24 protein-coding genes are annotated in these 25,309 nt (G+C 65.7%); 22 read left to right on the top strand and 2 right to left on the bottom strand.

The features are described 5' to 3' along the window. The first annotated feature begins 4 nt into the window (after positions 1–4). The 3 genes from B7Z66_01990 to B7Z66_01980 all read left to right on the top strand — a co-directional run bounded on the left by B7Z66_01990 (position 5) and on the right by B7Z66_01980 (position 2,548). Positions 5–1,018, top strand: a complete 1,014-nt coding sequence (locus tag B7Z66_01990) for a DNA-directed RNA polymerase subunit alpha (protein ID OYV78329.1) — start codon at positions 5–7, stop codon at positions 1,016–1,018. Positions 1,019–1,057: 39 nt separating this feature from the next. Beyond that, entirely contained in the window at positions 1,058–1,444 is a 387-nt protein-coding gene (locus B7Z66_01985) for a 50S ribosomal protein L17 (GenBank protein OYV78328.1), read from the top strand. A gap of 360 nt (positions 1,445–1,804) precedes the next feature. Beyond that, positions 1,805–2,548 (top strand): hypothetical protein, encoded by a 744-nt coding sequence (locus B7Z66_01980; protein OYV78327.1) that lies wholly within the window; start codon positions 1,805–1,807, stop codon positions 2,546–2,548. Positions 2,549–2,827: 279 nt separating this feature from the next. Here the strand turns inward: B7Z66_01980 and B7Z66_01975 are convergent, their stop codons facing one another. Beyond that, positions 2,828–5,686, bottom strand: a complete 2,859-nt coding sequence (locus B7Z66_01975; protein ID OYV78326.1) for an excinuclease ABC subunit A — start codon at positions 5,684–5,686, stop codon at positions 2,828–2,830. 75 nt (positions 5,687–5,761) lie between these two features. Here B7Z66_01975 and B7Z66_01970 point away from each other — a divergent pair, with 75 nt between their 5' ends. The 11 genes from B7Z66_01970 to B7Z66_01920 all read left to right on the top strand — a co-directional run bounded on the left by B7Z66_01970 (position 5,762) and on the right by B7Z66_01920 (position 16,710). Beyond that, a complete protein-coding gene (locus tag B7Z66_01970) occupies positions 5,762–7,153 on the top strand; it encodes an MFS transporter (protein OYV78410.1) in 1,392 nt (463 codons plus the stop codon). Between the two features lie 122 nt (positions 7,154–7,275). After that, the gene (locus B7Z66_01965) at positions 7,276–7,731 is read left to right on the top strand and encodes a single-stranded DNA-binding protein (protein OYV78325.1); all 456 of its coding nucleotides are present in this window, start codon (positions 7,276–7,278) and stop codon (positions 7,729–7,731) included. Between the two features lie 90 nt (positions 7,732–7,821). Next, positions 7,822–8,922 (top strand): dTDP-glucose 4,6-dehydratase, encoded by a 1,101-nt coding sequence (locus B7Z66_01960; protein ID OYV78324.1) that lies wholly within the window; start codon positions 7,822–7,824, stop codon positions 8,920–8,922. Between the two features lie 50 nt (positions 8,923–8,972). Next, positions 8,973–9,851, top strand: a complete 879-nt coding sequence (locus B7Z66_01955; protein ID OYV78409.1) for a glucose-1-phosphate thymidylyltransferase — start codon at positions 8,973–8,975, stop codon at positions 9,849–9,851. Continuing rightward, on the top strand, positions 9,848–10,402 hold the full coding sequence (locus B7Z66_01950) for a dTDP-4-dehydrorhamnose 3,5-epimerase (protein OYV78323.1): 555 nt from the start codon (positions 9,848–9,850) through the stop codon (positions 10,400–10,402). Before B7Z66_01955 ends, B7Z66_01950 begins: the two co-directional genes overlap by 4 nt. Positions 10,403–10,408: 6 nt before the next feature. Beyond that, positions 10,409–11,350 (top strand): dTDP-4-dehydrorhamnose reductase, encoded by a 942-nt coding sequence (locus B7Z66_01945; protein ID OYV78322.1) that lies wholly within the window; start codon positions 10,409–10,411, stop codon positions 11,348–11,350. Between the two features lie 132 nt (positions 11,351–11,482). Continuing rightward, positions 11,483–12,853, top strand: a complete 1,371-nt coding sequence (locus tag B7Z66_01940; protein OYV78321.1) for a tRNA (N6-isopentenyl adenosine(37)-C2)-methylthiotransferase MiaB — start codon at positions 11,483–11,485, stop codon at positions 12,851–12,853. Positions 12,854–12,878: 25 nt separating this feature from the next. Further along, a complete protein-coding gene (locus B7Z66_01935; protein OYV78320.1) occupies positions 12,879–13,883 on the top strand; it encodes a phosphate starvation-inducible protein PhoH in 1,005 nt (334 codons plus the stop codon). Continuing rightward, complete coding sequence (locus B7Z66_01930) at positions 13,880–14,362, top strand: rRNA maturation RNase YbeY (GenBank protein ID OYV78319.1); 483 nt, start codon at positions 13,880–13,882, stop codon at positions 14,360–14,362. Before B7Z66_01935 ends, B7Z66_01930 begins: the two co-directional genes overlap by 4 nt. After that, positions 14,343–15,206 (top strand): magnesium/cobalt efflux protein, encoded by an 864-nt coding sequence (locus tag B7Z66_01925; GenBank protein ID OYV78318.1) that lies wholly within the window; start codon positions 14,343–14,345, stop codon positions 15,204–15,206. Before B7Z66_01930 ends, B7Z66_01925 begins: the two co-directional genes overlap by 20 nt. Position 15,207: 1 nt before the next feature. Beyond that, positions 15,208–16,710, top strand: a complete 1,503-nt coding sequence (locus tag B7Z66_01920) for an apolipoprotein N-acyltransferase (GenBank protein ID OYV78317.1) — start codon at positions 15,208–15,210, stop codon at positions 16,708–16,710. Between the two features lie 7 nt (positions 16,711–16,717). Here B7Z66_01920 and B7Z66_01915 read toward each other — a convergent pair whose 3' ends face one another. Next, positions 16,718–17,251, bottom strand: coding sequence for a hypothetical protein (locus tag B7Z66_01915; protein OYV78316.1), 534 nt, complete (start codon positions 17,249–17,251; stop codon positions 16,718–16,720). 173 nt (positions 17,252–17,424) lie between these two features. Here B7Z66_01915 and B7Z66_01910 point away from each other — a divergent pair, with 173 nt between their 5' ends. The 8 genes from B7Z66_01910 to B7Z66_01875 all read left to right on the top strand — a co-directional run bounded on the left by B7Z66_01910 (position 17,425) and on the right by B7Z66_01875 (position 25,279). Beyond that, complete coding sequence (locus B7Z66_01910) at positions 17,425–19,875, top strand: leucine--tRNA ligase (GenBank protein OYV78315.1); 2,451 nt, start codon at positions 17,425–17,427, stop codon at positions 19,873–19,875. 64 nt (positions 19,876–19,939) lie between these two features. Further along, complete coding sequence (locus B7Z66_01905) at positions 19,940–20,497, top strand: hypothetical protein (GenBank protein ID OYV78314.1); 558 nt, start codon at positions 19,940–19,942, stop codon at positions 20,495–20,497. 37 nt (positions 20,498–20,534) lie between these two features. Next, positions 20,535–21,566, top strand: a complete 1,032-nt coding sequence (locus B7Z66_01900) for a DNA polymerase III subunit delta (GenBank protein OYV78313.1) — start codon at positions 20,535–20,537, stop codon at positions 21,564–21,566. 42 nt (positions 21,567–21,608) lie between these two features. Next, positions 21,609–22,868 (top strand): glutamate-5-semialdehyde dehydrogenase, encoded by a 1,260-nt coding sequence (locus B7Z66_01895; protein ID OYV78408.1) that lies wholly within the window; start codon positions 21,609–21,611, stop codon positions 22,866–22,868. Positions 22,869–22,962: 94 nt separating this feature from the next. After that, positions 22,963–23,616, top strand: a complete 654-nt coding sequence (locus B7Z66_01890; protein OYV78312.1) for a nicotinic acid mononucleotide adenylyltransferase — start codon at positions 22,963–22,965, stop codon at positions 23,614–23,616. Between the two features lie 52 nt (positions 23,617–23,668). Beyond that, positions 23,669–24,040 (top strand): ribosome silencing factor, encoded by a 372-nt coding sequence (locus tag B7Z66_01885; GenBank protein OYV78311.1) that lies wholly within the window; start codon positions 23,669–23,671, stop codon positions 24,038–24,040. 76 nt (positions 24,041–24,116) lie between these two features. Continuing rightward, positions 24,117–24,590, top strand: coding sequence for a 23S rRNA (pseudouridine(1915)-N(3))-methyltransferase RlmH (locus B7Z66_01880; GenBank protein OYV78310.1), 474 nt, complete (start codon positions 24,117–24,119; stop codon positions 24,588–24,590). Between the two features lie 89 nt (positions 24,591–24,679). After that, a complete protein-coding gene (locus tag B7Z66_01875; protein ID OYV78309.1) occupies positions 24,680–25,279 on the top strand; it encodes a hypothetical protein in 600 nt (199 codons plus the stop codon). The last annotated feature ends 30 nt before the right edge of the window (positions 25,280–25,309 follow it).

Here is a 25,309-nt window from a genome sequence, read left to right as displayed (position 1 = left end):
TTCCATGCAGGGCTCTGTATCTGAATTTCTGAAGCCGCGCCTGGTCGACATCCAGGTTATCAACGACAGGCACGCAAAGGTTGTGCTGGAGCCGCTGGAGCGGGGGTTTGGCCATACTCTGGGCAACGCCTTGCGACGCATTCTTCTATCCTCCATGCCGGGCTGTGCCGTCTCTGAGGTCGAGATCCATAGCGTCCTGCACGAGTACACCACTATCGAGGGTGTGCAGGAGGACGTGATCGAGATCCTGCTGAACCTGAAAGGATTGGCGATTCGGATGCATGCTCGCGAGGAGGCCACGCTTAACGTCAAGAAGAAGGGTCCGGGCGTGGTGACCGCTGGCGACATCGTTCTCGATCACGACATCGAAATCGTGAATCCAGGCCATGTAATCGCCCACCTGACCAAGGCGGGTGAACTCAATATGAGCCTGAAGATCGTCCGGGGCCGCGGTTACCGGCCAGCCGTGCGAGGTGTCGTCGGAGAGGAGGAGAGCGGTCCGATCGGCCGGCTCCAGCTTGATGCATCCTTCAGCCCGGTTTACCGCGTGACCTACAGTGTGGAAAGCGCGCGCGTCGAACAGAGGACCGATCTGGACAAGCTCGTGATCGACATCGAGACCAACGGGACCATCGATCCGGAAGAAGCGATCCGGCGGGCGGCCAGCATTCTTCAGGACCAGCTCTCGGTGTTCGTGGACCTGGAAGGTAAGGAGGATTCCCGTCCGCAGAAGCAGGAAGCAGAAATCGATCCGATTCTTCTGCGTCCAGTGGACGATCTGGAACTTACCGTCCGGTCTGCCAACTGCTTGAAGGCCGAGAACATCTACTACATTGGTGACCTTATTCAGCGCACCGAAGTCGAGTTACTCAAGACGCCGAACCTGGGCAAGAAATCCCTGACGGAGATCAAAGACGTACTGGCGTCCCATGGGCTTTCTCTTGGGATGCGGTTGGAGAATTGGCCCCCGCCGGGGTTGAAGGACCTCGACAAGGACCGGGAAAAGGTATCGGCCTAGACGCTGCGTTATCGGAACCTTGAACCGAAGGATATCGAAATGCGACACCGTAACATAGGCCGGCAGTTGAGCCGCAACAGCAGCCATCGCCAAGCGATGCTGCGTAATCAAGCGGTTTCCCTGCTGCGCCACGAAGTCATTCGTACCACGTTGCCCAAGGCCAAAGAGTTGCGGCGAGTGGTGGAGCCGCTGATCACCCGTGCCCGCCAGGACACGGTGGCCAACCGGCGCCTCGCTTTCGATCGTCTTCGGGATCGGGCGGTAGTCACCAAGCTGTTCGCCGAAATCGGACCCCGGTACAAGGAGCGTCCGGGCGGTTATTTGCGGCTGTTGAAGTGCGGTTTCCGTGCTGGTGACAGTGCGTTGATGGCCTACGTGGAACTGGTGGACCGTCCCGATCTGACCCAGAGCCCTGCTGCCGAGTAAGTCCCTCTGCGTGGCACGGATTCGACTAAGCGCCGGGCAATGCTCGGCGTTTCGTTTTTCCGGACCTATAGCGGCTCGTGGCTGGAAAATTCGCGAGTGCCGCCCATTGTCCACCAAAAGTACGCCCCTCCAGTTCGAGGCGTGCCGTCGGCAAACCCACGCATTGCAGGACGGTGCTCCTATAGCCCGGCGTTATTCCTCAGCTCGTCGTGAACCCGATGCGGCCGGGGTGGCTAAAGACACTCGCGACGAACACCGGGGTTACCGTCTTGGCCTCCCGGTATTTTGCCAGTATGGTATTTCTTCCGGCGGTTCGTGTTACGGTCCCGGTCGAATGGTCAGCGTTGGATCCTCGCGCCCATGATCGTCTTGTTCACGGATTTCGGCCTCGAAGGGCCGTATATCGGGCAGATGCAGGCGGTTCTGTGCCAGGACGCGCCGGGGATTCCGGTGCTGAATCTGTGCGCCGACGTCCCGCCCTTCGATCCCCAAGGGGCGGCCTATCTCTTGGCCGCCTATGCGGTGGGCTGGCCGTTGGACAGCGTGTTTCTATGCGTGGTGGACCCCGGGGTCGGGGGTGTGCGGCGCCCCGTCGTGCTGCGTGCGGATGGGCGTTGGTTTGTCGGCCCGGATAACGGATTGCTCGATGTTGTGGCGTCTCGCGCCCGCCATCGGCAATGGTGGGAGATCACTTGGCGCCCGGCGCGCGTGTCCCCGTCATTCCACGGGCGGGATTTGTTTGCGCCGGTTGCGGCGCGATTGGCCCGGGGGGATTCAGCGCCGGGTGACTTGATTGTCACCGGCGCAGCTCCGCGGCAGGACTGGCCCACCGATCTGGCGCGGGTCGTTTATGTCGACCACTTCGGAAACGCGTTGACTGGGACCCGCGCATGTGTTTTGGACAGCGGTGCCCAGGTGGAAGTACGTGGCCACCGGTTGAACCGCGTGCGCACATTTTCAGACGTCGCGCCCGGACAGGCGTTCTGGTATGAGAATGCCAACGGCCTTGTGGAGATCGCCGTCAACGGCGGTCGGTCCGACCAGCGGCTGGGGATTACCGTCGGGGATGAGGTGACGATCACCGGGGACCACAATCCGCGATGAGGTCCACGGGGCTTGTTTGTGTTGGATCGGAAGTCCAGGACGCGTTGCCATGTCGATGCGGTCGCGGGCGGGCCGAGGTGCTCGCGGGAGAAATGGACAATCTGGTCGCAGTGCCCTAATAGGGCTGGGTGTATGTAGCAGCTTCAACAGGAGGTTGATGAGGTGTTCCCGGTCGACGAGCAATACGTGTCTGGATACCTCGGGAGTTCGGTGTCGGTCATTCTGGACCGAGCGCGGCCTAGTGCGCCGGGCAGTACGATGAGGGTCTGAGATACGGGATCAGCCGGTGCGCAGGTCGCCGCCCTGCCGGCTGGAGTCCAGCAGGCGCTTGAGAAAGCGCCCGGTATGGGAGTCGGGGTGACGGGCGATCTCCTCTGGGACTCCTGTCGCCACCAGCCTCCCCCCGCCGTCGCCCCCTTCGGGGCCCAGATCGATGACCCAATCCGCAGTCTTGATGACATCGAGATTGTGTTCGATCACCACCACGGTGTTGCCCCGGTCGCGCAGCCGCGCGAGCACACCCAGAAGCTGCTCAATGTCGTGGAAATGCAGTCCGGTGGTGGGCTCGTCCAATATATATAGGGTGTTGCCGGTATCCCGTTTGGACAGCTCCCGGGCGAGCTTGACCCGCTGCGCCTCGCCCCCGGAGAGTGTGGTGGCATTCTGTCCCAGTTTGAGATAGGACAGCCCCACATCCATCAGGGTCTGGAGTTTGCGGCTGATGGTCGGGACGGCGTCGAAGGCGCAGAGCGCGTCTTCCACCGTGGTTTCCAATATCTCGCGGATATTCTTTCCCTTATACCGGATATCCAGCGTCTCCCGATTGTAACGTTTCCCACGGCAGACATCGCACGGTACGTAGATATCCGGCAGGAAGTGCATCTCTACCTTGAGGACGCCGTCTCCTTGGCAGGCCTCGCAACGCCCGCCTTTGACGTTGAAACTGAATCGCCCGGGGCCGTACCCGCGGGCGCGGGCCTCTGGCGTGCCGGCAAACAGTTCCCGGATCGGCGTGAACAAACCGGTGTACGTGGCGGGATTAGACCTGGGAGTGCGTCCAATCGGGCTCTGATCGATATCGACCACCTTGTCGAGCAGGTCTAAGCCGAGAGCCTCGCGGTACGGAGCGGGGTTCTCGGCGCTGCCGTTGAGTACGCGCGCCGCCAGCCGGTACAGGGTATCGTTGATCAAGGTGGATTTCCCGGAGCCCGACACGCCGGTGACACAGGTGAATAGGCCCAGGGGGATGTCTAAGTCCACATTCTTGAGGTTGTTGCCACAGGCACCGCGCACAGATATCGTGCGCGCCGGATCCGGAGGTGTCCGCAGTGCCGGCACCGGTATCGTCCGGCGTCCGCAGAGATACTGTCCAGTCAGCGAGGCCGGATCCCGCTCTATGTCCCGTGGGGTGCCTTGCGCCACGACCCGCCCGCCGTGTACGCCAGCTCCCGGGCCCATGTCCACTACGTGGTCCGCGCTGCGGATCGCCTCCTCGTCGTGTTCCACCACGATCACCGTGTTGCCCAGATCACGAAGATAGGTCAGGGTGTTGAGCAGGCGCTGATTGTCCCGCTGATGCAGCCCGATGGACGGTTCGTCCAGGATATACATCACGCCCACCAACCCGGCGCCGATCTGGCTTGCCAGGCGGATGCGCTGGGCCTCGCCGCCGGAGAGACTATCTGCGCTGCGGTCCAGGGCCAAGTAGTCCAAGCCTACGTTCACCAGAAAATCCAGTCGCTGGCGGATTTCCTTCAGGATCCGATCGGCGATGGCGCCGTGGCGCCCCGGCAGTTGCACGCTCGCGAAGAAGTCCCGCGCGTCACCTACCGGCGTCGCAGTGATCTGCGGGAGTGATCGATCGGCCACGAATACGTGACGTGCGGCCCGGTTCAGCCGAGTTCCCTGGCAGTCTGGGCATGGCCGCGTGGCCAGATACCGGGACAGTTCCTCACGTACTGCGCTGGATTCGGTCTCTCGGTAGCGGCGCTCCATGTTGGGCAGAACGCCCTCGAAGGCGTGTTGGCGCCGGCGGTGTCCGCGTCCCTTGTCGCCGGGGTAGACGAATTCGATCTGTTCGTCACCACTTCCAAACAGGACCACCGCGCGGATGTGTTCCGGGAGGGCATCAAACGGGGTATCGATATCGAAGTGGTAGTGGCGCGCAAGGGCGTTGATCAACTGGAAATAGTAGGCGTTGCGCTGATCCCAGCCACGCACCGCGCCACCGGCCAGACTGAGATGCGGATGGGCCACCACCCGCTCCGGGTCGAAGAACTGCGTGACCCCGAGTCCGTCGCAGGCCGGGCATGCGCCCGCCGGATTGTTGAAGGAGAACGACCGCGGTTCCAGCTCGCTCAGGCTATAACCGCAGGACCGGCACGCGTAGCGGGCGGAGAACACCAGTTCCTCCCGTTCCGGTTCGTCCATGAAGCTGATTCGGGCCAGGCCGTCGGACAAGCCGATGGCGGTCTCGAAGGATTCCGCCAGGCGTTGGGCGTGGTCGCCGCGCACCCGAAGGCGGTCCACCACCGCCTCGATGGTGTGTTTGCGGTTCAGATCCAACTCCGGTGCGTGGTCCAGTTCGGCCACGACGCCATCGATGCGCGCGCGCAGGTACCCCTGTGCGCGCAGCTCGTCCAGGAGCTGTAGCCGTTCTCCTTTGCGGTCCTGTACTACCGGCGCCAACAGCATCACACGGGTGCCCTCCGGAAGGGCAAGCGCCTGGTCGACCATCTGGCTCACGGTCTGCGCCTCCAGCACGATGTTGTGCACGGGACAGCGGGGGGTCCCGGCGCGCGCATAGAGCAGTCGCAGGTAGTCGTAGATCTCGGTAATGGTACCTACGGTGGACCGGGGGTTGTGGGATGTGGACTTCTGCTCGATGGAAATCGCCGGAGATAGGCCTTCGATGTGGTCCACGTCAGGCTTTTCCATCATGGACAGGAATTGTCGGGCATACGCCGACAAGGATTCCACGTAGCGGCGCTGTCCCTCGGCGTAGATCGTATCGAAGGCCAGAGACGACTTCCCGGAGCCCGACAGACCGGTGATGACGATGAGCCGGTCCCGCGGCAGGTCGAGATCGATCGCCTGGAGATTGTGGGTGCGCGCACCCCGGATCCGGATCGTGTCCATGCCATTTTCCGCGTGCAAGGGAACCTGTTATTATACGGGCCTTTTCCGATTCGAATCAAAAAAGAGGCGCCGAGCGTGGAGCAACGAGTTGCCAGCACCGCAGGCCGGATGAGCGCGGCCGAGAGACGCGCCGCATTTTCCCTGGCGGGGATATTCTCGTTTCGGATGCTGGGCTTATTCATGATCTACCCGGTGTTCTCGGTGTACGCGGAACGGCTGCGCGGCGCCACCCCAACCACCATCGGGCTTGCCCTGGGCGCCTACGGGCTTACCCAGGCGATCTTCCAGATCCCATTCGGCATGATCTCCGATCGTCTCGGCCGCAAACCGGTCATCGCCACGGGCCTGTTGATCTTCGCGGCAGGCAGCGTCGTGGCTGCCCTTTCCCATAGCATCCAAGGCGTGATCCTGGGGCGCATCCTGCAGGGAGGGGGTGCGGTGGGTTCCACCATCCTGGCCCTCGGCGCGGACCTGACCCGGGAGGAGCACCGCACCAAGGCCATGGCGGTCATCGGGATGACCATCGGCTTCTCCTTCGCCTTGGCGGTGGTGCTGGGGCCAATCTTCAGTATCTGGATCGGGGTATCCGGCATTTTCTGGTTGACCGCGGTGCTGGCCATCGGGGGGATCGGAATCCTGCGCTTTGCCGTACCCCGGCCCGCCAAGAGCCGCCGGCACCGGGATACCGAGCCAGTCCCCGCCCTGTTCGCCCGGGTGCTGACGGACCCGCAGTTGCTGCGCCTGGATTTTGGGATCTTCGCCCTGCACCTGATCCTGACGGCGAGCTTCGTGGCGTTGCCGTTGGCCCTGCGGGACGCCGCGCACTTGGATGTGCAGCACCAGTGGTATCTGTATCTGCCGGTGCTGGTGGTCTCCGTATTTGCCATGGTGCCGTTTATCATCCTGGCGGAGAAGCGCCACCACATGAAGGGCGTGTTTCTGGGAGCCATCGCCGCCCTGGCCGGTGCCGAACTGGCGCTGATGCAGTGGCACGCCAGCCTGGTGGGTGCCACCGCGGCCCTGATCGTGTTCTTCACTGCCTTTACCCTGATGGAGGCGACCCTGCCATCGCTGATCTCCAAAGTGGCGCCGGCGGATACCAAGGGTACCGCCATGGGGGTCTACTCCAGCTCCCAATTCTTCGGGATCTTCGTGGGGGGTACCGCAGGGGGCTGGCTGTACGGCCACTACAGCTTGGCGGGGGTATTCGGCTTCACCGCCCTGGTGGCCCTGGCTTGGTTCCTGGTGGCCGCCACCATGCAGCCCCCCACCTACCTGAACAGCAAACTGCTGAACGTCGGGAAAATCAACGAACAGGAGGCAGACCTCCTGGCGCAGCGTCTGGGCCAAGTGCCTGGCGTGGTGGAAGTGGTCGTGGTAGCCGCCGAGGGCGTGGCGTACCTGAAGGTGGACGGGGACGCCTTGGACGAGGCCGCCTTGAGTGAATTCTCCGGGGCGCGGGCGTAGACTCAGGGACGAAGGAAGGGGCGGGGGTCGGGAAAACCGGCGTTCCATCCGCAACGGCGCGGGCCGGGCAGCACCGGGACCCGGCGTTCAATCAGGGAAGAGATCGAACTCAGGAGGACGATATGGCGCGGGGTGTGAACAAAGTCATTCTGGTGGGCAACCTGGGGCGGGACCCCGAGGTTCGCTACCTGCCGAGCGGGTCCGCGGTGGCTAATGTCACCATCGCTACCAGCGAGTCCTGGAAGGACAAGCAGAGCGGCGAGAAGCAGGAGCGTACCGAGTGGCATAACGTGGTGTTCTACAGCCGCTTGGCGGAGGTCGTCGGCGAATATCTGAAGAAGGGTTCCCAAATCTACGTGGAGGGTAGTCTGCGTACCCGCAAGTGGCAGGATAAGGACGGGCGCGACCGGTATACCACCGAGATCGTTGCCAACGAAATGCAGATGCTTGGCGGGCGTGGTGGCGGTTCCTCCGGTGCAAGCTATGAAGCGGCGCCGGAACCGGAGGAGCGCGGCGCGGCGGTGCAACCCAAGGCGAGTGCGACCGCGGCGGAATTCGACGACGACATTCCTTTTTAGAATGACTTGGCACGGCGCCTCGGGCGCGGCACCGGGGCGCCCGTCTCCAGGTGAGCCGGCAGCATCCGAGGACAGGGTCTCCGGGCGAAAATGAAGACCTTGCTGATCACCGGTGGTGCCGGCTTCATCGGCGGGAACCTCGTCTTGCACCTGATGGAGCGGGGGGATTTTCGGGTCGTCAACCTGGACGCCCTGACCTATGCGGGCAACCAGGAAACGCTCGCACCGGTGCGGGATCATCCCGGTCACGTCTTTGTGCACGGCGATATCGGTGACCGCGCGCTGGTAGAACGGTTGGTGACCCAGTACCGGCCCTGCGCGGTGGTCAACTTCGCCGCCGAGAGCCACGTGGACCGCTCCATCGACGGGCCGGCGGCCTTCATTCAGACCAATGTGGTGGCCACGCTCTCCCTGTTGGAGACGGTGCTCGAACACTGGCGCGGCCTGTCCGAGCCGGAACGCGCGGAGTTCCGTTTTCTCCATGTCTCCACTGACGAGGTCTATGGTTCTCTCGGTACGGACGGGCGTTTTAGCGAGGAATCCCGCTACGCCCCCAACTCCCCGTATTCGGCCTCCAAGGCCGCCTCCGATCATCTGGTGCGGGCGTTTCAGCATACCTACGGGTTGCCGACCCTCACCACCAACTGCTCCAACAACTATGGGCCCTACCAGTTTCCGGAAAAGCTCATCCCGTTGCTGATCCTGAACGCGTGCGCCGGGCGGCCGCTGCCTATCTATGGCGATGGTGGCAACGTACGGGATTGGTTGTACGTGGAGGATCACTGCCGGGCCCTACTGGAAGTGCTGGAAACGGGACGTGTGGGGGAGACGTATAACATCGGGGGTGACTGCGAGCGGACCAATCTGCAGGTGGTCCAAGTGGTCTGTGGACTACTGGATGAGCTGATTCCGGACTCGCCGCACCGGCCCCATGAACAACTACGCACCTTCGTCGCCGACCGCCCCGGGCACGACCGACGTTACGCCATCGACGCCGGCAAGATCCAACGCGAACTGGGCTGGCGGCCCCGCGAGACATTTGAGACCGGGATGCGTAAGACGGTGCAGTGGTATCTTGCCAACCACGAGTGGTGGGAACGGGTGCGGGATGGGAAGTATCGCGGCGAGCGCCTTGGATTGGGCGGCGCGGACGCTGTCCCGTCGGGTGCAGCCACCCGCGGTGGCGGTTGAGGCGGCCACAGCGGCAGGTCGGGGGTGTGATGACGGCGGGCCACGGTCAGATCAAGGGCATCATCCTGGCGGGGGGCGCGGGTACGCGCCTGTATCCGATCACCCACGTGGTCAGCAAACAGCTCCTGCCGGTCTACGACAAGCCCATGATCTATCATCCACTGTCTACGCTGATGCTGGCCGGGATCCGCGAGATCCTGATCATCACGACGCCCCAGGACCAACCCCTGTTTCGGCAGCTCCTGCAGGACGGTGGCCAGTGGGGCATCCGCATTGAATACGCGGCGCAGCCCGAGCCACGGGGGCTGGCGGAGGCGTTCGTGATCGGCCGGGGGTTCATCGGTACGGACCGTTGCGCGCTGGTCCTCGGTGACAACATCTTCTACGGCCACGGCATGACGGAACTGATCCAGCGCGCGCGCGAGCGCGCCGTGGGTGCCACGGTGTTCGGCTACTGGGTGCGCGACCCGGAGCGCTACGGCGTCGCGGAATTCGACGACCAGGACCGTGTGGTCCGGCTGGTGGAGAAACCGGCGCGCCCGCGTTCCCACTACGCCATCACCGGCCTGTATTTTTATGACAACCAAGTGTTGGACATGGCCGCCGGGCTTCGTCCGTCGGGGCGCGGGGAACTGGAGATCACCGACATCAACAACCTCTATTTGTCCAAGGGGCAACTCACGCTGGAGCGGTTCTCCCGGGGGGTGGCGTGGCTGGATACCGGGACCCACGAATCCCTGATGGAGGCCTCCAATTTCATTGAGACCATCGAGAAACGCCAGGGGCTCAAAGTGGGTTGCCCGGAGGAGATCGCCTACCGGCAGGGCTGGATCGACGCGGCGCAAGTATCCGCTCTGGCCGCGCCCCTAAAGCGCAACGGCTACGGTCAATATCTGCTGGGTCTGGTGGAGAGCGGCAGCCCCTTATGAAGGTGACCGACACCGAACTGGAGGGCGTGCGGATCGTCGAGCCGCGGGTGTTCGGAGACACGCGGGGCTATTTCACCGAGACCTGGCACCGCGAGCGGTACCTGTCCCAGGGCCTGCCCGGCGACTTCGTCCAGGACAACCTGTCGCGCTCCGCCCGTGGTGTGTTGCGCGGCCTGCACTTCCAACATCCGCAGGGACAAGGGAAACTGGTGTATGTGCTGGAAGGGGAGGTGTATGACGTTGCGGTGGATATCCGTGCCGGTTCTCCCACCTTCGGGCGTTGGACCGCCGTGATGCTGTCGGCTGACAATCATCTCCAACTCTACATTCCGCCGGGTTATGCACACGGCTTTTGCGTGACCAGCCCCCACGCCCTGTTCGCCTACAAGTGTACCGAGGTCTACCGGCCGGAGGCGGAGGGCGCGGTGCGGTGGGATGACCCGGCGCTCGGCATCCCCTGGCCGGTGCGGGATCCGCGCGTGTCGGAGAAGGACCAGGCGGCGCCGCGGCTGCAGGATTGGCCACCCGAGCGCCTGCCGCAGTTCGGCTGAGGGAACATGGCGTCCGATACTCCGCAGGGAGCCCCCGTGAAGATCCTCCTGATTGGTCCCGACGGCCAACTCGGCTGGGAACTGTGCCGCGCGTTGGCGCCGCTGGGCCAGGTGTGCCCGCTGGGTCTGCATACGCAGCCCGCGTTGGATCTGGCGCAGCCCGATCACCTGCGCGCGGCGCTGCGGGCGTTCAACCCCCAGTGGATCGTGAATGCCAGCGCCTACACCGCGGTGGACCGGGCCGAAGAGGAGACCGGGTTGGCCATGGCAGTCAATGCCGATGCCCCGGGAATCCTCGCCGAGGAGGCGAAGCGTGCCGGGGCCGCCCTGATCCACTATTCCACCGACTATGTCTTCGACGGTGCCCAGGACCGCCCCTACCGTGAGGACGACCCGCCGCGGCCCGCCAACGCCTATGGGGTGGGTAAGTTGGCCGGGGAACAGGCGGTGGAGGCGGTCGGCGGCGCGTATTGGATCCTGCGTACCAGCTGGCTCTACGGTGCCCGGGGGCAGAACTTCCTGCGCACCATGTTGCGCCTGGGGGCGGAGCGGGACGAATTGAAGGTCGTGGATGACCAGCGCGGCAGCCCCACGTGGTGCCGGATGGTGGCAGAGGCCACCGCCCAAATGCTGGCTCAGACCCGGGTTGCCGGGGCTGCGCCCGCCGCCGGGGTAGCGGAGCGGACCGGGGTCTACCACGTGACCTGCGCCGGGGAGACCACGTGGTGCGGGTTCGCCGGCGCCATCTTCTCCCGCACCGCGGCCCATGGCGGGAAGGGCCCGCGGGTGGTGCCCATTCCCACCGACGCCTATCCGACGCCCGCCCGGCGCCCGGCCTATTCGGTGCTGTCCAACACCCGTCTCCGCGAGACCTTCGGTCTGTGCCTGCCCCCCTGGGAGGAGGCCCTGGGCCAGTGCCTGGAGGATATGGGCTACCCTCCAGGGTAGACTCCGTCGAGCGCCCGCGCGGTTGCGCAGCGCGGTCTCCGATCAATGGGTTGGCGCCGACCGGGTGCGTCCGCTGGAAATTGGGCGGCAATCGTAGTATTGTAAAAAACTTCTACACTTCAATGAATTAGAATGGCACGCACGCTATACATCAAGACCTTCGGTTGTCAGATGAACGAATACGACTCTGCGCGGCTGGCGGAGTTGCTCGAGGAGTCGCATGGGCTGGAACGGGTGGCGGCGCCGGAACAGGCGGACGTGCTGCTGCTGAATACCTGCTCTATCCGCGAGAAGGCCCAGGAGAAGGTGTTCTCCCAACTGGGGCGGTGGCGGGAGTGGAAGGATACCCGCCCGCAGCTGGTCATTGGGGTGGGGGGCTGCGTGGCCAGTCAGGAGGGCGAGGCCCTGCGCCGGCGCGCGCCGTTCGTGGATTTGGTCTTTGGTCCCCAGACCCTGCACCGGTTGCCGCAGATGCTGGCTTCGGTGTGGTCGCGGCGCGTGGCGGTGGTCGACGTCTCGTTCCCGGAGATCGAGAAATTCGACCGCCTGCCGGAACCGCGTGCTACTGGCCCTTCCGCATTCGTCTCTATCATGGAAGGGTGCAGCAAGTATTGCAGCTTCTGCGTGGTGCCCTATACCCGTGGCGAGGAGGTGAGCCGGCCGTTCGACGACGTGCTCGCCGAGGTGGCGATCCTGGCGCAGCAGGGGGTGCGGGAGGTGACCCTGCTGGGGCAGAACGTCAATGCCTACCGGGGCGCCCTGCATGGTGGCGGCAGCGCGGATCTCGCCCTGCTCATCGAGTACGTCGCGGCAGTGCGCGGCATTGGGCGCATCCGTTACACGACGTCCCATCCGCTGGAGATGACCGAGCGGCTGATCGAGGTCCACGCAACGGTGCCGGCCCTCGCCGGGCATCTCCACCTGCCGGTGCAGAGCGGTTCGGACCGGATCCTCGCGCTCATGAAACGCAAACACACCGCAGAGGACTACCGGCAGATCATCCGGCGGGTGCGTGCCAAGCGTCCCGATCTCTTCATCTCCTCGGATTTCATTGTCGGCTTCCCGGGCGAGAGCGAGGCGGATTTCCAGGCGACCATGGACTTGGTGGAGGACGTGGGCTTCGACCAGTCCTTCAGCTTCCTCTATAGCCCGCGGCCGGGCACGCCAGCGGCGGAGTTGCCGGATGACGTGTCGCTGGAGGAAAAAAAGGCGCGTCTGGCGCGGCTGCAGGCCCGGCTGCAGGAACATGCCAGCGCGGTCAGTCAGGGGATGGTCGGTGGTGTCCAGCGCATCCTGGTGGAGCGTCCGGCGCGGCGCGATACTCGGGAACTCGCCGGGCGCACCGGGAACAATCGGGTGGTTAATTTTGCCGGCGACCCGGCGTGGATCGGCCGGTTCGTCGATGTGAGGATCACCGCCGCCCTGCCCAATTCACTGCGTGGCGAGTGGCTCCACGGTGCGGACGACGCGCAGTCCGTGCGCGACGCGGTCAACTGGGCCTGACCGGCGCGGGGATACCACGGCTGCCTTGAGTCGCCATCCACAACCCTTTGATCTCGCGCTGGAGCCAGCGGACAACCGGCGTCTGGCCAACCTGTGTGGTGCGTTCGACGAACATCTGCGCCAAGTGGAGCGGCGCCTGGGGGTGGAGATCAACAACCGCGGCAATCGGTTCCGGGTGCTCGGCGCGCCGGAACTGGCGCGCGTCGCCGGCGAGGTGCTCAAGGGCCTGTACGCCGCGACCGGCCGGGAGGCCCTGACACCCGCCACCGTGCACCTGTTTCTCCAGGAGGCTGGTGTCGAGGCCCTGGCCTCCGGAGGCGGCCGCGATGCGGATGAGGCGGCGGTGATCCGCACGCGCAACGGCATCGTGCGCGGCCGGGGTCCCAATCAGCAGCACTACCTCGACGGCATTCGGACTCACGACATCTGCTTCGGCGTGGGGCCGGCGGGCACCGGCAAGACCTATCTGGCGGTGGCCTGCGCGGTGGATGCCCTGGAGCGCGAACAGGTACGCCGTCTGGTGCTGGTGCGCCCGGCGGTGGAGGCCGGTGAGCGTCTGGGTTTCCTCCCGGGGGACATGGCCCAGAAGATCGACCCCTATTTGCGTCCCCTCTATGACGCGTTATACGAGATGCTCGGGTTTGAGCGTGTGGCGAAACTGATCGAACGTAACGTCATCGAAGTGGCGCCCCTGGCCTTCATGCGCGGGCGCACCCTCAACGACTCTTTCATCATCCTGGACGAGGCCCAGAACACCACCGTCGATCAGATGAAGATGTTTCTCACCCGTATCGGGTTCGGCTCGACGGCGGTGGTCACCGGCGATGTGACCCAGGTGGATCTGCCGCGGCAGCAGGCCTCCGGACTGCGCCATGTGGTGGACGTGCTCAAGGGGGTGGAAGGAATCCGCTTCGTGTTCTTCACCGCCAGTGACGTGGTGCGCCATCCGTTGGTGCAGCGTATCGTCGCCGCCTACGAGGGCTACGAGGAGCAACACCCGCCGGGGCGCGGCGAGCGTGATCGGAAGTGACGCTGGAGGTGGCGGTCCAATACGCGGCACCGCGCCGGGGGGTTCCCGCGCCGGTGTCCTTGCACCGGTGGGCGACGGCGGCGGCGGCCGCTACAGGGCGCCGTCGCGGGCGCTTGCTGATCCGGGTGGTGGGCGCGGCGGAGAGCGCAGTGCTCAATCGCCGTTACCGCGCGCGCGCGGGGGCTACCAACGTGCTGTCCTTCGGATGCGATGCCCCAGCGCCCGCGGCGGCGGGCATGCTCGGGGACTTGGTGATTTGCGCGCCGGTGGTAGCGCGCGAGGCGCGGTCTCAGGGAAAGTCCAGCCTTGCCCACTGGGCCCACATGGTGGTGCACGGTGTATTGCATCTGGTGGGTTATGATCACGAAACGTCCCGGCAGGCGCGGGTGATGGAGCGCCTGGAGATGGACATACTCGCGCGGCTCGGGTATCCCGATCCCTACTGTGAACAGGATGCGCATGAGCGACGATCGACCTAGTAACGGTTCTTCTCAACGTTCCTGGCTGGAACGTCTCAGCCAGGTACTGCTTGGCGAGCCCAAGGACCGGGCACAACTGATCGAACTGCTGCGCGATGCCCAGCACCGGGATCTGCTGGACTCCGACGCCCTGGGTATGATCGAGGGCGTGCTCCAGGTCTCGGAGATGCAGGTGCGCGACATCATGATCCCACGCTCCCAGATGGTGGTGGTGGAGCGCGATGAACCCCCCGAGAACATCCTGCCGCGGATCATCGAATCCGGGCACTCGCGTTTCCCGGTAATCGGGGAGAACCGCGACGAGGTGGTGGGGATCCTGCTGGCCAAAGACCTGTTGCGCTATTTTACCGGCGCCCTGGAACGTTCCTTCAGCATGCGCGAGGTACTGCGCCCGGCCGTGTTCATTCCTGAGAGCAAGCGTCTCAATATGCTGCTCAAGGAGTTCCGGGCGAGCCGCAACCACATGGCCATCGTGGTGGACGAGTACGGCGGTGTCGCCGGGTTGGTCACGATCGAAGACGTCCTGGAACAGATCGTCGGCGACATCGGCGACGAGCACGACGTGGACGAGGCCACTTTCATCCTCAAGCACAGCGAGGGCTCCTATACCATCAAGGCGCTCACGCCCATCGAGGACTTCAACGAGTATTTTGGAGCGCGTTTCAGCGACGAGGAATTCGACACCATCGGCGGCTTGGTCATGAATACTTTCGGCTATCTTCCCAAGCGCGGCGAGTCCACCACCATCGGGCGCTTTCGCTTCCAGGTGTTGCGTGCCGACAACCGCCGTGTCCATCTGCTCCACATGACGCTGCTGCCGGCGGCGGAACCGGTGCCTGAATAGCATGGGGCCGGAGCGCGGTGCCGCGCGGCCTGGGTGGGGCGGCGATTTGCTCGCGCTGGCCGCCGGTGGGGTCTTGCCCCTGGCCTTCGCCCCCTTCCACTGGGCCCTGGTGGCGGTGCTTTCCGTTGCGCTGCTGTTCCTGCTCTGGCGCCAAGTCGCGCCGCGCCGCGCCCTGTGGCGGGGCTGGCTGTTCGGCGTTGGCATGTTCGGCGTCGGCACCTCTTGGATCTACGTCAGCATCCATCTCTATGGCAATGCCTCCGCGCCCCTAGCCGGGTTCCTCACTGCGTTGTTCGTAGTGGTGTTGGCCGGGTTCCCGGCGGCGGCCGGTGGGCTCGCGCGGCGCTTCGGCGGCGGGTTGTTAGGACTCGCAGTGGGCTTTCCCGCGTGGTGGACCCTGCTGGAATGGGTCCGGGACTGGTTTCTCACCGGATTCCCGTGGTTGTCTTTGGGCTACAGTCAACTGAACACGCCCCTGGGCGGGCTCGCACCAGTGCTTGGGGTCTACGGGGTGAGCGCGGCCACCGCCTTGACTGCAGGCTTGGGTGTGGCGGCCCTGAGCGCGGGGCGCGGCACCCGGCGTTGGGTGTGCGTCGCGGCGATGGGGCTGCTATGGGCTGGCGCCGGTGGGTTGGGGCTCGTGCGCTGGACGCATCCGGAGGGCGCGCCCCTATCGGTCAGCTTGCTGCAGGGCAACGTGCCCCAGAACCTCAAGTGGCTGCCCCAACTGCGCGAACGTATCCTGGAGCGCTATGCCGGGCTGACCGAGGCCCACTGGGCCAGCCGACTGATCATCTGGCCGGAGACCGCGATTCCCGATTTCTACGCTGCAGTCCGCCAGGATTTCCTGGCACCCCTGGCCCGGCGGGCGCGGGAACGGGGTGATACCCTGCTGATAGGGGTGCCGGTGCGTGATTCCAGGACGCAGCGCTACTACAACGCGGTGGTGCAACTCGGAGCCGGTGGCCCACCGGCCTTCTATTTCAAGCGCCATCTGGTTCCGTTCGGGGAGTATGTCCCCCTGAAGGCGTACCTGGAGGGGCTACTGGATGTCCTCGATATCCCCTGGTCGGATTTCAGCCCCGGAGCCAAGCATCAACCGCCCCTGGAGGTGGACGGTCGCCAAATCGGGGTTTCCATCTGCTATGAGGACGCCTTCGGCGCGGAGATCATCCGCGACTTGCCTGCCGCCCAGCTGTTAGTGAACGTCAGCGACGATGCGTGGTTCGGCCACTCGCTCGCGCCCTACCAGCACCTGGAGATTGCGCGGATGCGGGCCCGGGAGACCGGGCGCTATTTGGTTCGGGCCACCAACACCGGGGTATCCGCCATCATCGGACCGCGCGGCGGGATCCGGGCCGAGGCCCCGCAGTTCCAGGTCTTCGTGCTCAGCGGCGTGGCGCGCTTCATGACCGGCGCGACGCCTTACGTGCGTTGGGGGAACACGCCGTTGGTGGTGTTGGCGGTGCTGGGTGCCGGGATCGCGGCGTTGCGCAGACGGTGATACCGTCTCAATCCGCGCGGTTGGCCGGGCGCCGAAACACGGTGCCGTGGCACCGGGGACAGGGGGGGACATGCCCGGTGGCTTGCAGCCGGAGCACCTCGCCGCAGCCACTGCACTCGAGGGCGCCGGGCCCGGCGATTTCCCCGGTGTGGTACTCGGCGGTGCGCCGCAGGTCGGCCTGGAGCTGTAGCCACTCCAGGCGGGTGCGGTCCGCGGCGGAGGCAAACCATTCCAACATCTGCCGTTCGATCAGCCCCACGTCGATTTGCAGCCAGTCGCTTAGTTCGTGCCCGGTATCCGCCAGGTAGCGGGCGGCGTCCTCCAGGTCGCGTTTGAGGAAATAACCGGTCCGTTCTGCTTCCTCCCGGGTCAGCTCGCCGAGTTCCACCGCCTTGTCCTTGGCAGAATCGATGCTCCGATGCAGTCCGGGATGGGTATCCGGCGCGCTGTCGTCCAGGAACGCTTTGACGCGTTCCAGCATCCGGTTATAGGCCCGGATCAGCTTTTCTGCCGCCGGGGAGTGTTCGCTCTTCGGGTTCATGGGCCAGTCCTCGACTCGGATCGCGACGTTGTTTCACGGCCGGTCCTCCAATCGTGAAACACTACCCTAGTGTGCCCCATCCGCGGGTGCAGGCATAGGGCAGCGGTTTTGTTGTTCGCCGCAGGCGGACTACGGTATCCTTGTTTTTTCAGCATTTCCCCGGAATCATGCGGATGGACGAGTCATACCAGCCGGCCGAGGTGGAGGCCGAGGCCCAGAGCCATTGGGCGGAACACCAAGTGTTCCGCGCCGTGGAGGACCCGGCGCGGGAGAAATTCTACTGCCTGTGCATGTTCCCCTATCCCAGCGGTCGTCTGCACATGGGACACGTGCGCAACTACACCATCGGCGACGTCATCGCCCGCTACCAGCGCATGCGCGGGCGCAACGTACTGCAGCCCATGGGTTGGGACGCCTTCGGGCTGCCCGCGGAGAACGCCGCGATCCAGAACGGCGTTCCGGCGGCGCGCTGGACCTACGACAACATCGCCTACATGCGGGATCAGCTCAAGCGCCTCGGTTTCGGTTACGACTGGAGCCGGGAACTCGCCACCTGTGATCCATCCTACTACCGTTGGGAGCAATGGCTGTTCACGCGCTTGCTTCGCAAGGGCTTGGTGTACAAGCGCACCGCGCCGGTGAACTGGTGCCCGAAGGACGAGACCGTGCTGGCCAACGAGCAGGTGGTCGAGGGGCGTTGCTGGCGTTGCGATACGCCCGTGGAGCACCGTGAAATCCCCCAGTGGTTCATGCGCATCACCGCCTACGCGGACGAGCTGCTTGCGGCGCTCAATACGTTGGACGGCTGGCCCGACCAGGTGCGTACCATGCAGCGCAACTGGATTGGACGCTCCGAAGGCGTGGAGCTGGCATTCGCCGTGCCTGGGGAGGACGCTCCCCTCACGGTGTTCACCACCCGGCCCGACACCCTGATGGGGGTAACCTACGTGGCACTCGCCGCCGCGCACCCCGTGGCATTGAAGGCGGCGGTGGCCAATCCGGCGCTCGCCGCGTTCATCGAGGAGTGCCGCGGCACCCAGGTCTCCGAGGCGGCCCTCGAAACCATGGAGAAGCGCGGTTGTTTCACCGGCCTGACGGCAGAGCACCCCATCACCGGAGCGCCGGTACCGGTGTGGGTGGCCAACTTCGTGCTGATGGGCTACGGAACCGGCGCGGTGATGGCGGTGCCAGCCCATGACCAGCGCGATTTCGAATTCGCACGCCGCTACGGCCTGCCGGTGCGTGGTGTGGTGTATCCGGCGGATGGCACGGAACCGGATCTGGGCGCCGCGGCGTATACGGAGAAGGGCGTGCTGCGGGACTCGGGGTTGTTCACCGGCATGGATTCCGCAACGGCGTTCGATGCCATTGCCGAACACCTCGAACGGCACGGCCGCGGTCAGCGCCGGGTCCACTACCGGTTGCGGGACTGGGGCATCTCGCGCCAGCGCTATTGGGGTGCACCCATCCCCGTGATCCACTGCCCGGAGTGCGGATCGGTCCCGGTGCCGGATGAGGACCTGCCGGTGGTGTTGCCGCAGGACGTGGCGCTCAGCGGTGCCGGTTCCCCGCTGAAACGCATGCCGGAGTTCTACCGTACCACCTGTCCGGAGTGCGGGCGCCCCGCGGAGCGCGAGACCGACACCTTCGACACCTTTATGGAATCGTCCTGGTACTACGCCCGTTACTGCGCGCCGGACGTCACCGGGGCCATGCTGGATGTCCGGGTGGACTACTGGTTGCCGGTGGATCAATACATCGGCGGTATCGAGCACGCGATCCTGCACCTGCTCTATGCGCGGTTTTTTCACAAGCTGATGCGCGACGAGGGCCTGGTGCGCGGCGACGAGCCGTTCCAGAACCTGCTTACCCAGGGGATGGTGCTCAAGGACGGGACCAAGATGTCCAAGTCCAAGGGCAACACCGTGGATCCCCAGGAGATGGTGGAGCGCTACGGCGCGGACACGGTGCGCATGTTCGTCATGTTCGCCGCACCGCCGGAACAGTCCCTGGAATGGTCAGAGGCCGGAGTGGAGGGGGCGTTCCGTTTCCTGCGCCGATTGTGGAAACTCGTGTCCGTCCACGTCAACGCCGGCCCGGCAGCGGTGCTGGAACGCGGCGCGCTCACCGTACCGCAACGCGCGCTGCGCCGCCAAGTTCATGAGACGATCGCCAAGGTGAGCGACGACATGGGCCGCCGCTACACCTTCAACACCGCTATTGCCGCGGTGATGGAGCTGGTGAACGCCCTGTACAAGTTCGAGGACCCGACGCCTCAGGGGCGTGCGGTGATGCAAGAGGCACTGGAGGTCGCGGTGCGTCTGCTCGCGCCCATTGTCCCCCATGTTACCCACCGGTTGTGGCATCACTTGGGCAGGGACCAACTGCTGGTGAACACGCCCTGGCCGACACCGGATTCCGTTGCCCTGACGCGGGACACGGTGGAGATCGTGGTGCAGGTCAACGGCCGGCTGCGCGGCCGGGTGGAGGTCCCGGCGGGGGGCGACCGCGAGGTGTTGGAGGCCGCTGCGCTGGGCGACCCTAACGTGCAACGTTTCCTGGAAGGCCGTCCGGTGCGCAAGCTCGTCGTGGTGCCGGGACGGTTGGTGAATATCGTGGTGTGAATGGGGCGTGGAGCGGTGGCGTTCCGGTGACACCCCGGGTACTTCGGCCTACACATTTTTGGGCATGGATTGGAGGCGCTGGACGGTGACATTGGCCTACGCGGGTTCGTCGTTATCCTCAGGTCTGCGCCGTGGGTACCGGGCCGCAGTGATCGTCGCGGTGTTGTCGCTCGCGGGCTGCGGGTTTCACCTGCGGGGCAGCAACGGAACCGACCGGCTTCCGCCCCAGATGGCGCGGACCTACCTTCAGATCTCCAGTCCCTACGGACCCCTGGCGGTGGAGTTGCGGCGTGCCCTGCAGCGCAACGGGGCGAAGATCAGCCGCAGCCCACTGCATGCAACCGGGGTGCTGGCGATCCTGCAGGACAGCGAGGGCCGACGGGTGTTGTCAGTCACGCCGACGGGACAGGCCCAGGAGTACGAACTGGCGTACACGGTGCGCTTCGAGTTGCGCGACGCCGCTGGCAAGGTGCTGGTGCCGCCCCAAACGGTGCAACGCACGCGGGATTTTCTGTTCGACGAGGCCGCGGTGCTCGGCATGGACCAGGAGCAGGAGATGCTCTACTCCGACATGCGCCATGATATCGCCCAGGATATCGTGCGCCGGCTCGCCGTGCATTGAGCCGCCTCGTGCCGCACCGTACCAACGGACCCGCTTCATGAAGCTGCGTGTCGACCAACTGGAGCGCCATCTGGCCAAGACCCTGGCCCCGTTGTACCTGATCAGCGGAGACGAGCCGCTGCTGGTGGACGAGGCGCGGGAGCGGATCCGCACCGCGGCCCGGGAGCGGGGGTTTCTGGAGCGGGAGATCCTGACTGTGGAGACCGGGTTCGACTGGGGCCGGCTGGCGGCCGCTGCCGACAACCTGTCCCTGTTCGGGGAGCGCCGGGTGTTGGAACTGCGCCTGCCCGGTGGCAAGCCCGGGGAGGCCGGCGGACGGGAACTGGTCCGCTACGCTGAGCGACCGCCCCAGGATACCGTGCTGGTGGTGTTGTGCCCGAAGCTGGAAGGCGCTGCCCAGCGCAGCGCTTGGTACCAAGCACTGGATCGCGTCGGCGGCATGGTGACGGTGTGGCCGGTGGACCGGGGCCGGTTGCCGGAGTGGATTACTCAGCGCATGCGCACCCGGGGGCTGGAACCGGCGCCGGAGGTGGCGGCGCTGTTGGCGGAGCGGGTGGAGGGCAACCTGCTGGCCGCCGCCCAGGAGGTGGATAAGCTCTTCCTGCTCCACGGGCCCGGTCGGGTGGACCTGGAGACGGCGACCCGGGCGGTGACGGACAGCGCACGGTTCAGCATCTACGACTTGGTGGACAGCGTCCTGGAGGGTAGTCTGCCCCGGGTGGTCCGGGTGCTGAACGGGGTGCGGGCGGAGGGCACAGATCCGGTACTGGTGCTCTGGGCCCTGTCCCGGGAGGTGCGGGGCCTGGCGCGCATGGCCCAGGCGGTGCGGGACGGGGCCACCCTGGCGCGGGTGTTGGCGGAGCACGGGGTATGGGAGCGCCGCAAGCCCCTGGTGAGCCGCGGGCTGCGCCGTCACCCGGTGGCGGTGTGGCGCGCGTTGCTGTGCCGCTGCGCCCGGATCGACCGCGTCATCAAGGGGGCGGAGGCGGGCAGCCCGTGGCAGGAATTGTTACAATTGGGGCTTGCCGTGGCTGGCGGGGAGCCCATGGACAGTGCGCTCTCCGGTTGATCGGTCGAGGATCCAATGCTGCACGCGCAACACGATAATGCGATGTCGGACGTGACGGCCTACATGGACGACGTGGGCCGGCGCGCACGCGCCGCCGCCCGGGTCATGGGGCGCGCCGAGACCGCGGCCAAGGACCGTGCCCTGGAAGCCATCGCCACCGCCCTGGAGGGGTCCCGCGCGGAACTTGCGGCGGCCAACCGCAGGGATCTGGAGGCGGGCCGCGCCCAGGGGCTGGACGCGGCGTTGCTGGATCGGTTGGAACTCACCCCATCGCGTATTGACGCCATGGCCACGGGCCTGCGCCAGGTCGCGGCGCTCGCGGATCCCATCGGGGAGGTGACGGATCTGAAATACCGGCCTTCCGGGATCCGGGTCGGACGCATGCGGGTGCCACTGGGGGTGATCGGCATCATCTATGAGTCGCGTCCCAACGTCACCGCGGACGCCGCCGGCTTGTGTTTGAAGGCCGGCAATGCGGCTATCCTGCGCGGCGGCTCCGAGGCGCTGCACTCCAATCAGGCCATCGCCACCTGCATCCACCACGGGCTGGAGGCGGCGGGCCTCACGGCGGACGCGGTCCAGGTGGTGGCCACCACGGATCGTGCCGCGGTCGGCGCGATGCTGACTATGAAGGCGTACATCGACGTGATTGTGCCGCGCGGCGGCAAGGGACTGGTGGAACGTGTCAGCCGCGAGGCCCAGGTGCCGGTGATTAAACACCTGGATGGCGTGTGCCACGTCTACATCGATGATCGCGCCGATCTGGGCAAGGCGGTAGCGGTGGCCTACAACGCCAAGACCCAGCGCTACGGCACCTGCAACACGATGGAGACCCTATTGGTGGCTGAGGGGATTGCGCCGCAGGTGCTACCGGTGCTCGGGGCACGCTACCGGGATGCAGGCGTGGAATTGCGGGGTTGCGAACGTACCCAGGCGCTGCTCGGCGATGTCCGGCCCGCGACCCCGGCGGACTGGGGGGCCGAATACCTGGCACCGGTACTCGCCATCCGGGTGGTGGCGGATCTCGACGCGGCCATCGAACACATCGAGCGTTATGGTTCCCACCACACCGACGCGATCGTGACCGAGGACTACACCCGCGCGCTGCGTTTCCTGCGCGAGGTGGATTCCAGTTCGGTGATGGTGAACGCGTCCACCCGGCTTGCCGACGGGTTTGAATATGGTCTGGGGGCGGAGATCGGCATCAGCACCGACAAGCTCCATGCCCGTGGTCCGGTGGGTCTCGAGGGACTGACCACCCTCAAGTACGTGGTGTTGGGCGACGGACATCTGCGTACCTGATGGGTATCCGGCCCGGCACCACCAACCTGGGTTTGCGGCGTGGCAGGATACCGCCCCACGAGGGGGTGGCCGCGGTCGCCTGCGTCTGTGCTCCATGCGCCGCGGCATCGGTTCCCTGATGCCCATCGGGATCCTCGGCGGTACCTTCGATCCGGTCCACTTTGGACACCTGCGCGCGGCCCTGGAGGTGCTCCAGGACATGGAACTGGATGAGGTGCGGGTGATTCCCAGCCACACTCCCCCCCACCGTGCGGCGCCGGTGGCCTCCCCCGACCAGCGGCTGCGCATGGTGCAGGCCGCCGTGGAGGGGGTGACGGGTCTGCGTGTGGATCGCCGCGAACTGGACCGGGGTGGCATTTCCTATACCGTGGATACCCTGCTGTCGCTGCACGCCGAGACCGGTGTGCCCCCCTTGTGCCTGATTCTGGGTACCGACGCCTTTTGCGGTTTGGGGAGCTGGCATCGCTGGCGCGAACTGCCGTCGTTGTGCCACTTCGTGGTGGTCCAGCGGCCCGGTTGGGAGCCGCCCCGCGACGGGGCGGCGGCGGACTTGTTGCGCGCCGGGGAGACCCGCGATCCGGCGCAGCTGAAGCGCGCCGGTGGGGGGCAGGTGCTGCGCCACACCGTGACTCAGCTGGATGTGTCGGCGTCGCGGATCCGCACCGCTATTCAGGCGGGCAAGAGCCCGCGTTTCCTGCTGCCAGACGCGGTCTGGCGGCTGATCCAGACGGAGGGACTGTACCGTTGAGACGAGACCCTATGGACCACCCGCTGCGCGGCGATTCCGGGGCGTGGTACCGATGACGGATTCAGAACGTTTGCTGGACGCCGTGCGCGCCGCCTTGGAAGGACTCAAGGCCCTAGACCTGCGGGTCATCGACGTGCGCGGGCTGACGACCATCACCGATTATATGGTAATCGCCAGCGGGACATCGGACCGCCACGTGCGGTCCCTGGCGGGCCGTGTCGTGGCTGCCGCCCGGGAACTCGACGTGCGTCCGCTGGGGACCGAAGGCGAACGTGAAGGGGAATGGATCCTCGTGGACCTGGAGGATGTGGTGGTGCATGTCATGCTGTCCCGCGCCCGGGATTTCTACCAGTTGGAGCGTCTGTGGTCCATGGAGGACGATACCATTGCGCGCCGTACCAAGACGCGCGAACAACCGGAGTGAATCCCGTTAGCGGACTCCGCCTCGCGCCGGACGGCGGGGTTGCGGGTCCCGGCGCGTCGCAGGTCTCGGCACGCCCATGCGCATCCGCCTGATTACCACCGGGACCCGGGCGCCGGAATGGATCCGGCAGGGGACCGAGGAATATCGCCGCCGGCTGCCGCCGGAATGCGCCCTCGAAGTGGTGGAGATCGCGCCCGGGCGGCGTGGACGCAAGGGCGATGACGTGGCACGCGCGGTACGCGACGAAGGGACGCGTCTGCTCGCAGCGGTACCGGTGGGCGCGCGGGTCTGGGTCCTGGACGAGCGCGGCCAGGAGTGGAATACCCGAGAGCTGGCGGAACGGCTCGCGGGGTGGCTACATGACGGGCGCGACCTGGCCTTGCTGGTGGGTGGTGCCGATGGCCTGTCGGAGGAATGCCGCGGCCGCGCGGAGGGCGCGTGGTCCCTGTCGCGGCTCACGCTGCCCCATCGTTTGGTACGGGTACTGGCAGCAGAGCAATTGTACCGGGCTTGGTCTCTGTTGGCGCATCACCCTTACCACCGGGACTGAACGGGCGCCGCCGCGGCGCTGGGATTTGTCATGCACATCAGGATTGTCCGTGCGCCAGCGGCGGCGCGCGGGCACAGGATGGACTTACGATGATGGACGCCCTACCGCAGATCTACCTTGCCTCCACTTCCCCGCGGCGCCGCGCGCTGTTGGAACAGATCGGCGTGGGCTATCGTAGCGTGCTGGCCGCGGTGGATGAGACCTGCCGGGAGGGCGAGCGGCCGGAGGACTACGTGGTCCGCCTCGCCCTGGCCAAGGCCCATGGCGGGTGGCGCGAACTTCCGGCGGGGTGCGAGCGCCCGGTGTTGGGCGCCGATACGGCGGTGGTGGTCGAGAACCGGATCCTCGGCAAACCCGCTGATCGGGAATCGGCCCTGGCGACGCTGACGCGTTTGTCCGGGCGCAGCCACCACGTGTTCAGCGCGGTGGCCATGGTGGAACAGGGGCGCGCGGCCACGCGTCTGGATGTGAGTTCCGTAACGTTCCGGGTGTTGACCCGCGCTGAGTGCGAGGCCTACTGGGACACCGGGGAACCCGCAGACAAGGCGGGTGCTTATGCGATCCAGGGGCGTGGCGCGGTGTTTGTGCGTCGCCTGGAGGGCAGCTATTCCGCGGTGATGGGCCTGCCGCTGTTTGAAACGGCGGAGCTACTGCGCGCGTTTGGGATCACAGTGCCCGGTGTCGTCTGAACGGCGCGCCGGCGTTCCTGTCACAGGTTA

The organism is Chromatiales bacterium 21-64-14 (assembly GCA_002255365.1).
Classification (GTDB): domain Bacteria; phylum Pseudomonadota; class Gammaproteobacteria; order 21-64-14; family 21-64-14; genus 21-64-14.
Note: the sequence above shows the minus strand (reverse complement) of the source record. Positions and strands in the feature narration are given on the sequence as shown.

Excerpts from the sequence above, each read along its gene's own strand:
- B7Z66_01990 (OYV78329.1), top strand. The coding sequence starts at position 5 with ATGCAGGGCTCTGTATCTGAATTTCTGAAGCCGCGCCTGGTCGACATC.
- B7Z66_01985 (OYV78328.1), top strand. The coding sequence starts at position 1,058 with ATGCGACACCGTAACATAGGCCGGCAGTTGAGCCGCAACAGCAGCCAT.
- B7Z66_01980 (OYV78327.1), top strand. The coding sequence starts at position 1,805 with ATGATCGTCTTGTTCACGGATTTCGGCCTCGAAGGGCCGTATATCGGG.
- B7Z66_01975 (OYV78326.1), bottom strand. The coding sequence starts at position 5,686 with ATGGACACGATCCGGATCCGGGGTGCGCGCACCCACAATCTCCAGGCG.
- B7Z66_01965 (OYV78325.1), top strand. The coding sequence starts at position 7,276 with ATGGCGCGGGGTGTGAACAAAGTCATTCTGGTGGGCAACCTGGGGCGG.
- B7Z66_01960 (OYV78324.1), top strand. The coding sequence starts at position 7,822 with ATGAAGACCTTGCTGATCACCGGTGGTGCCGGCTTCATCGGCGGGAAC.
- B7Z66_01950 (OYV78323.1), top strand. The coding sequence starts at position 9,848 with ATGAAGGTGACCGACACCGAACTGGAGGGCGTGCGGATCGTCGAGCCG.
- B7Z66_01945 (OYV78322.1), top strand. The coding sequence starts at position 10,409 with ATGGCGTCCGATACTCCGCAGGGAGCCCCCGTGAAGATCCTCCTGATT.
- B7Z66_01940 (OYV78321.1), top strand. The coding sequence starts at position 11,483 with ATGGCACGCACGCTATACATCAAGACCTTCGGTTGTCAGATGAACGAA.
- B7Z66_01925 (OYV78318.1), top strand. The coding sequence starts at position 14,343 with ATGAGCGACGATCGACCTAGTAACGGTTCTTCTCAACGTTCCTGGCTG.
- B7Z66_01920 (OYV78317.1), top strand. The coding sequence starts at position 15,208 with ATGGGGCCGGAGCGCGGTGCCGCGCGGCCTGGGTGGGGCGGCGATTTG.
- B7Z66_01915 (OYV78316.1), bottom strand. The coding sequence starts at position 17,251 with ATGAACCCGAAGAGCGAACACTCCCCGGCGGCAGAAAAGCTGATCCGG.
- B7Z66_01910 (OYV78315.1), top strand. The coding sequence starts at position 17,425 with ATGGACGAGTCATACCAGCCGGCCGAGGTGGAGGCCGAGGCCCAGAGC.
- B7Z66_01905 (OYV78314.1), top strand. The coding sequence starts at position 19,940 with ATGGATTGGAGGCGCTGGACGGTGACATTGGCCTACGCGGGTTCGTCG.
- B7Z66_01900 (OYV78313.1), top strand. The coding sequence starts at position 20,535 with ATGAAGCTGCGTGTCGACCAACTGGAGCGCCATCTGGCCAAGACCCTG.
- B7Z66_01895 (OYV78408.1), top strand. The coding sequence starts at position 21,609 with ATGTCGGACGTGACGGCCTACATGGACGACGTGGGCCGGCGCGCACGC.
- B7Z66_01890 (OYV78312.1), top strand. The coding sequence starts at position 22,963 with ATGCGCCGCGGCATCGGTTCCCTGATGCCCATCGGGATCCTCGGCGGT.
- B7Z66_01885 (OYV78311.1), top strand. The coding sequence starts at position 23,669 with ATGACGGATTCAGAACGTTTGCTGGACGCCGTGCGCGCCGCCTTGGAA.
- B7Z66_01880 (OYV78310.1), top strand. The coding sequence starts at position 24,117 with ATGCGCATCCGCCTGATTACCACCGGGACCCGGGCGCCGGAATGGATC.
- B7Z66_01875 (OYV78309.1), top strand. The coding sequence starts at position 24,680 with ATGATGGACGCCCTACCGCAGATCTACCTTGCCTCCACTTCCCCGCGG.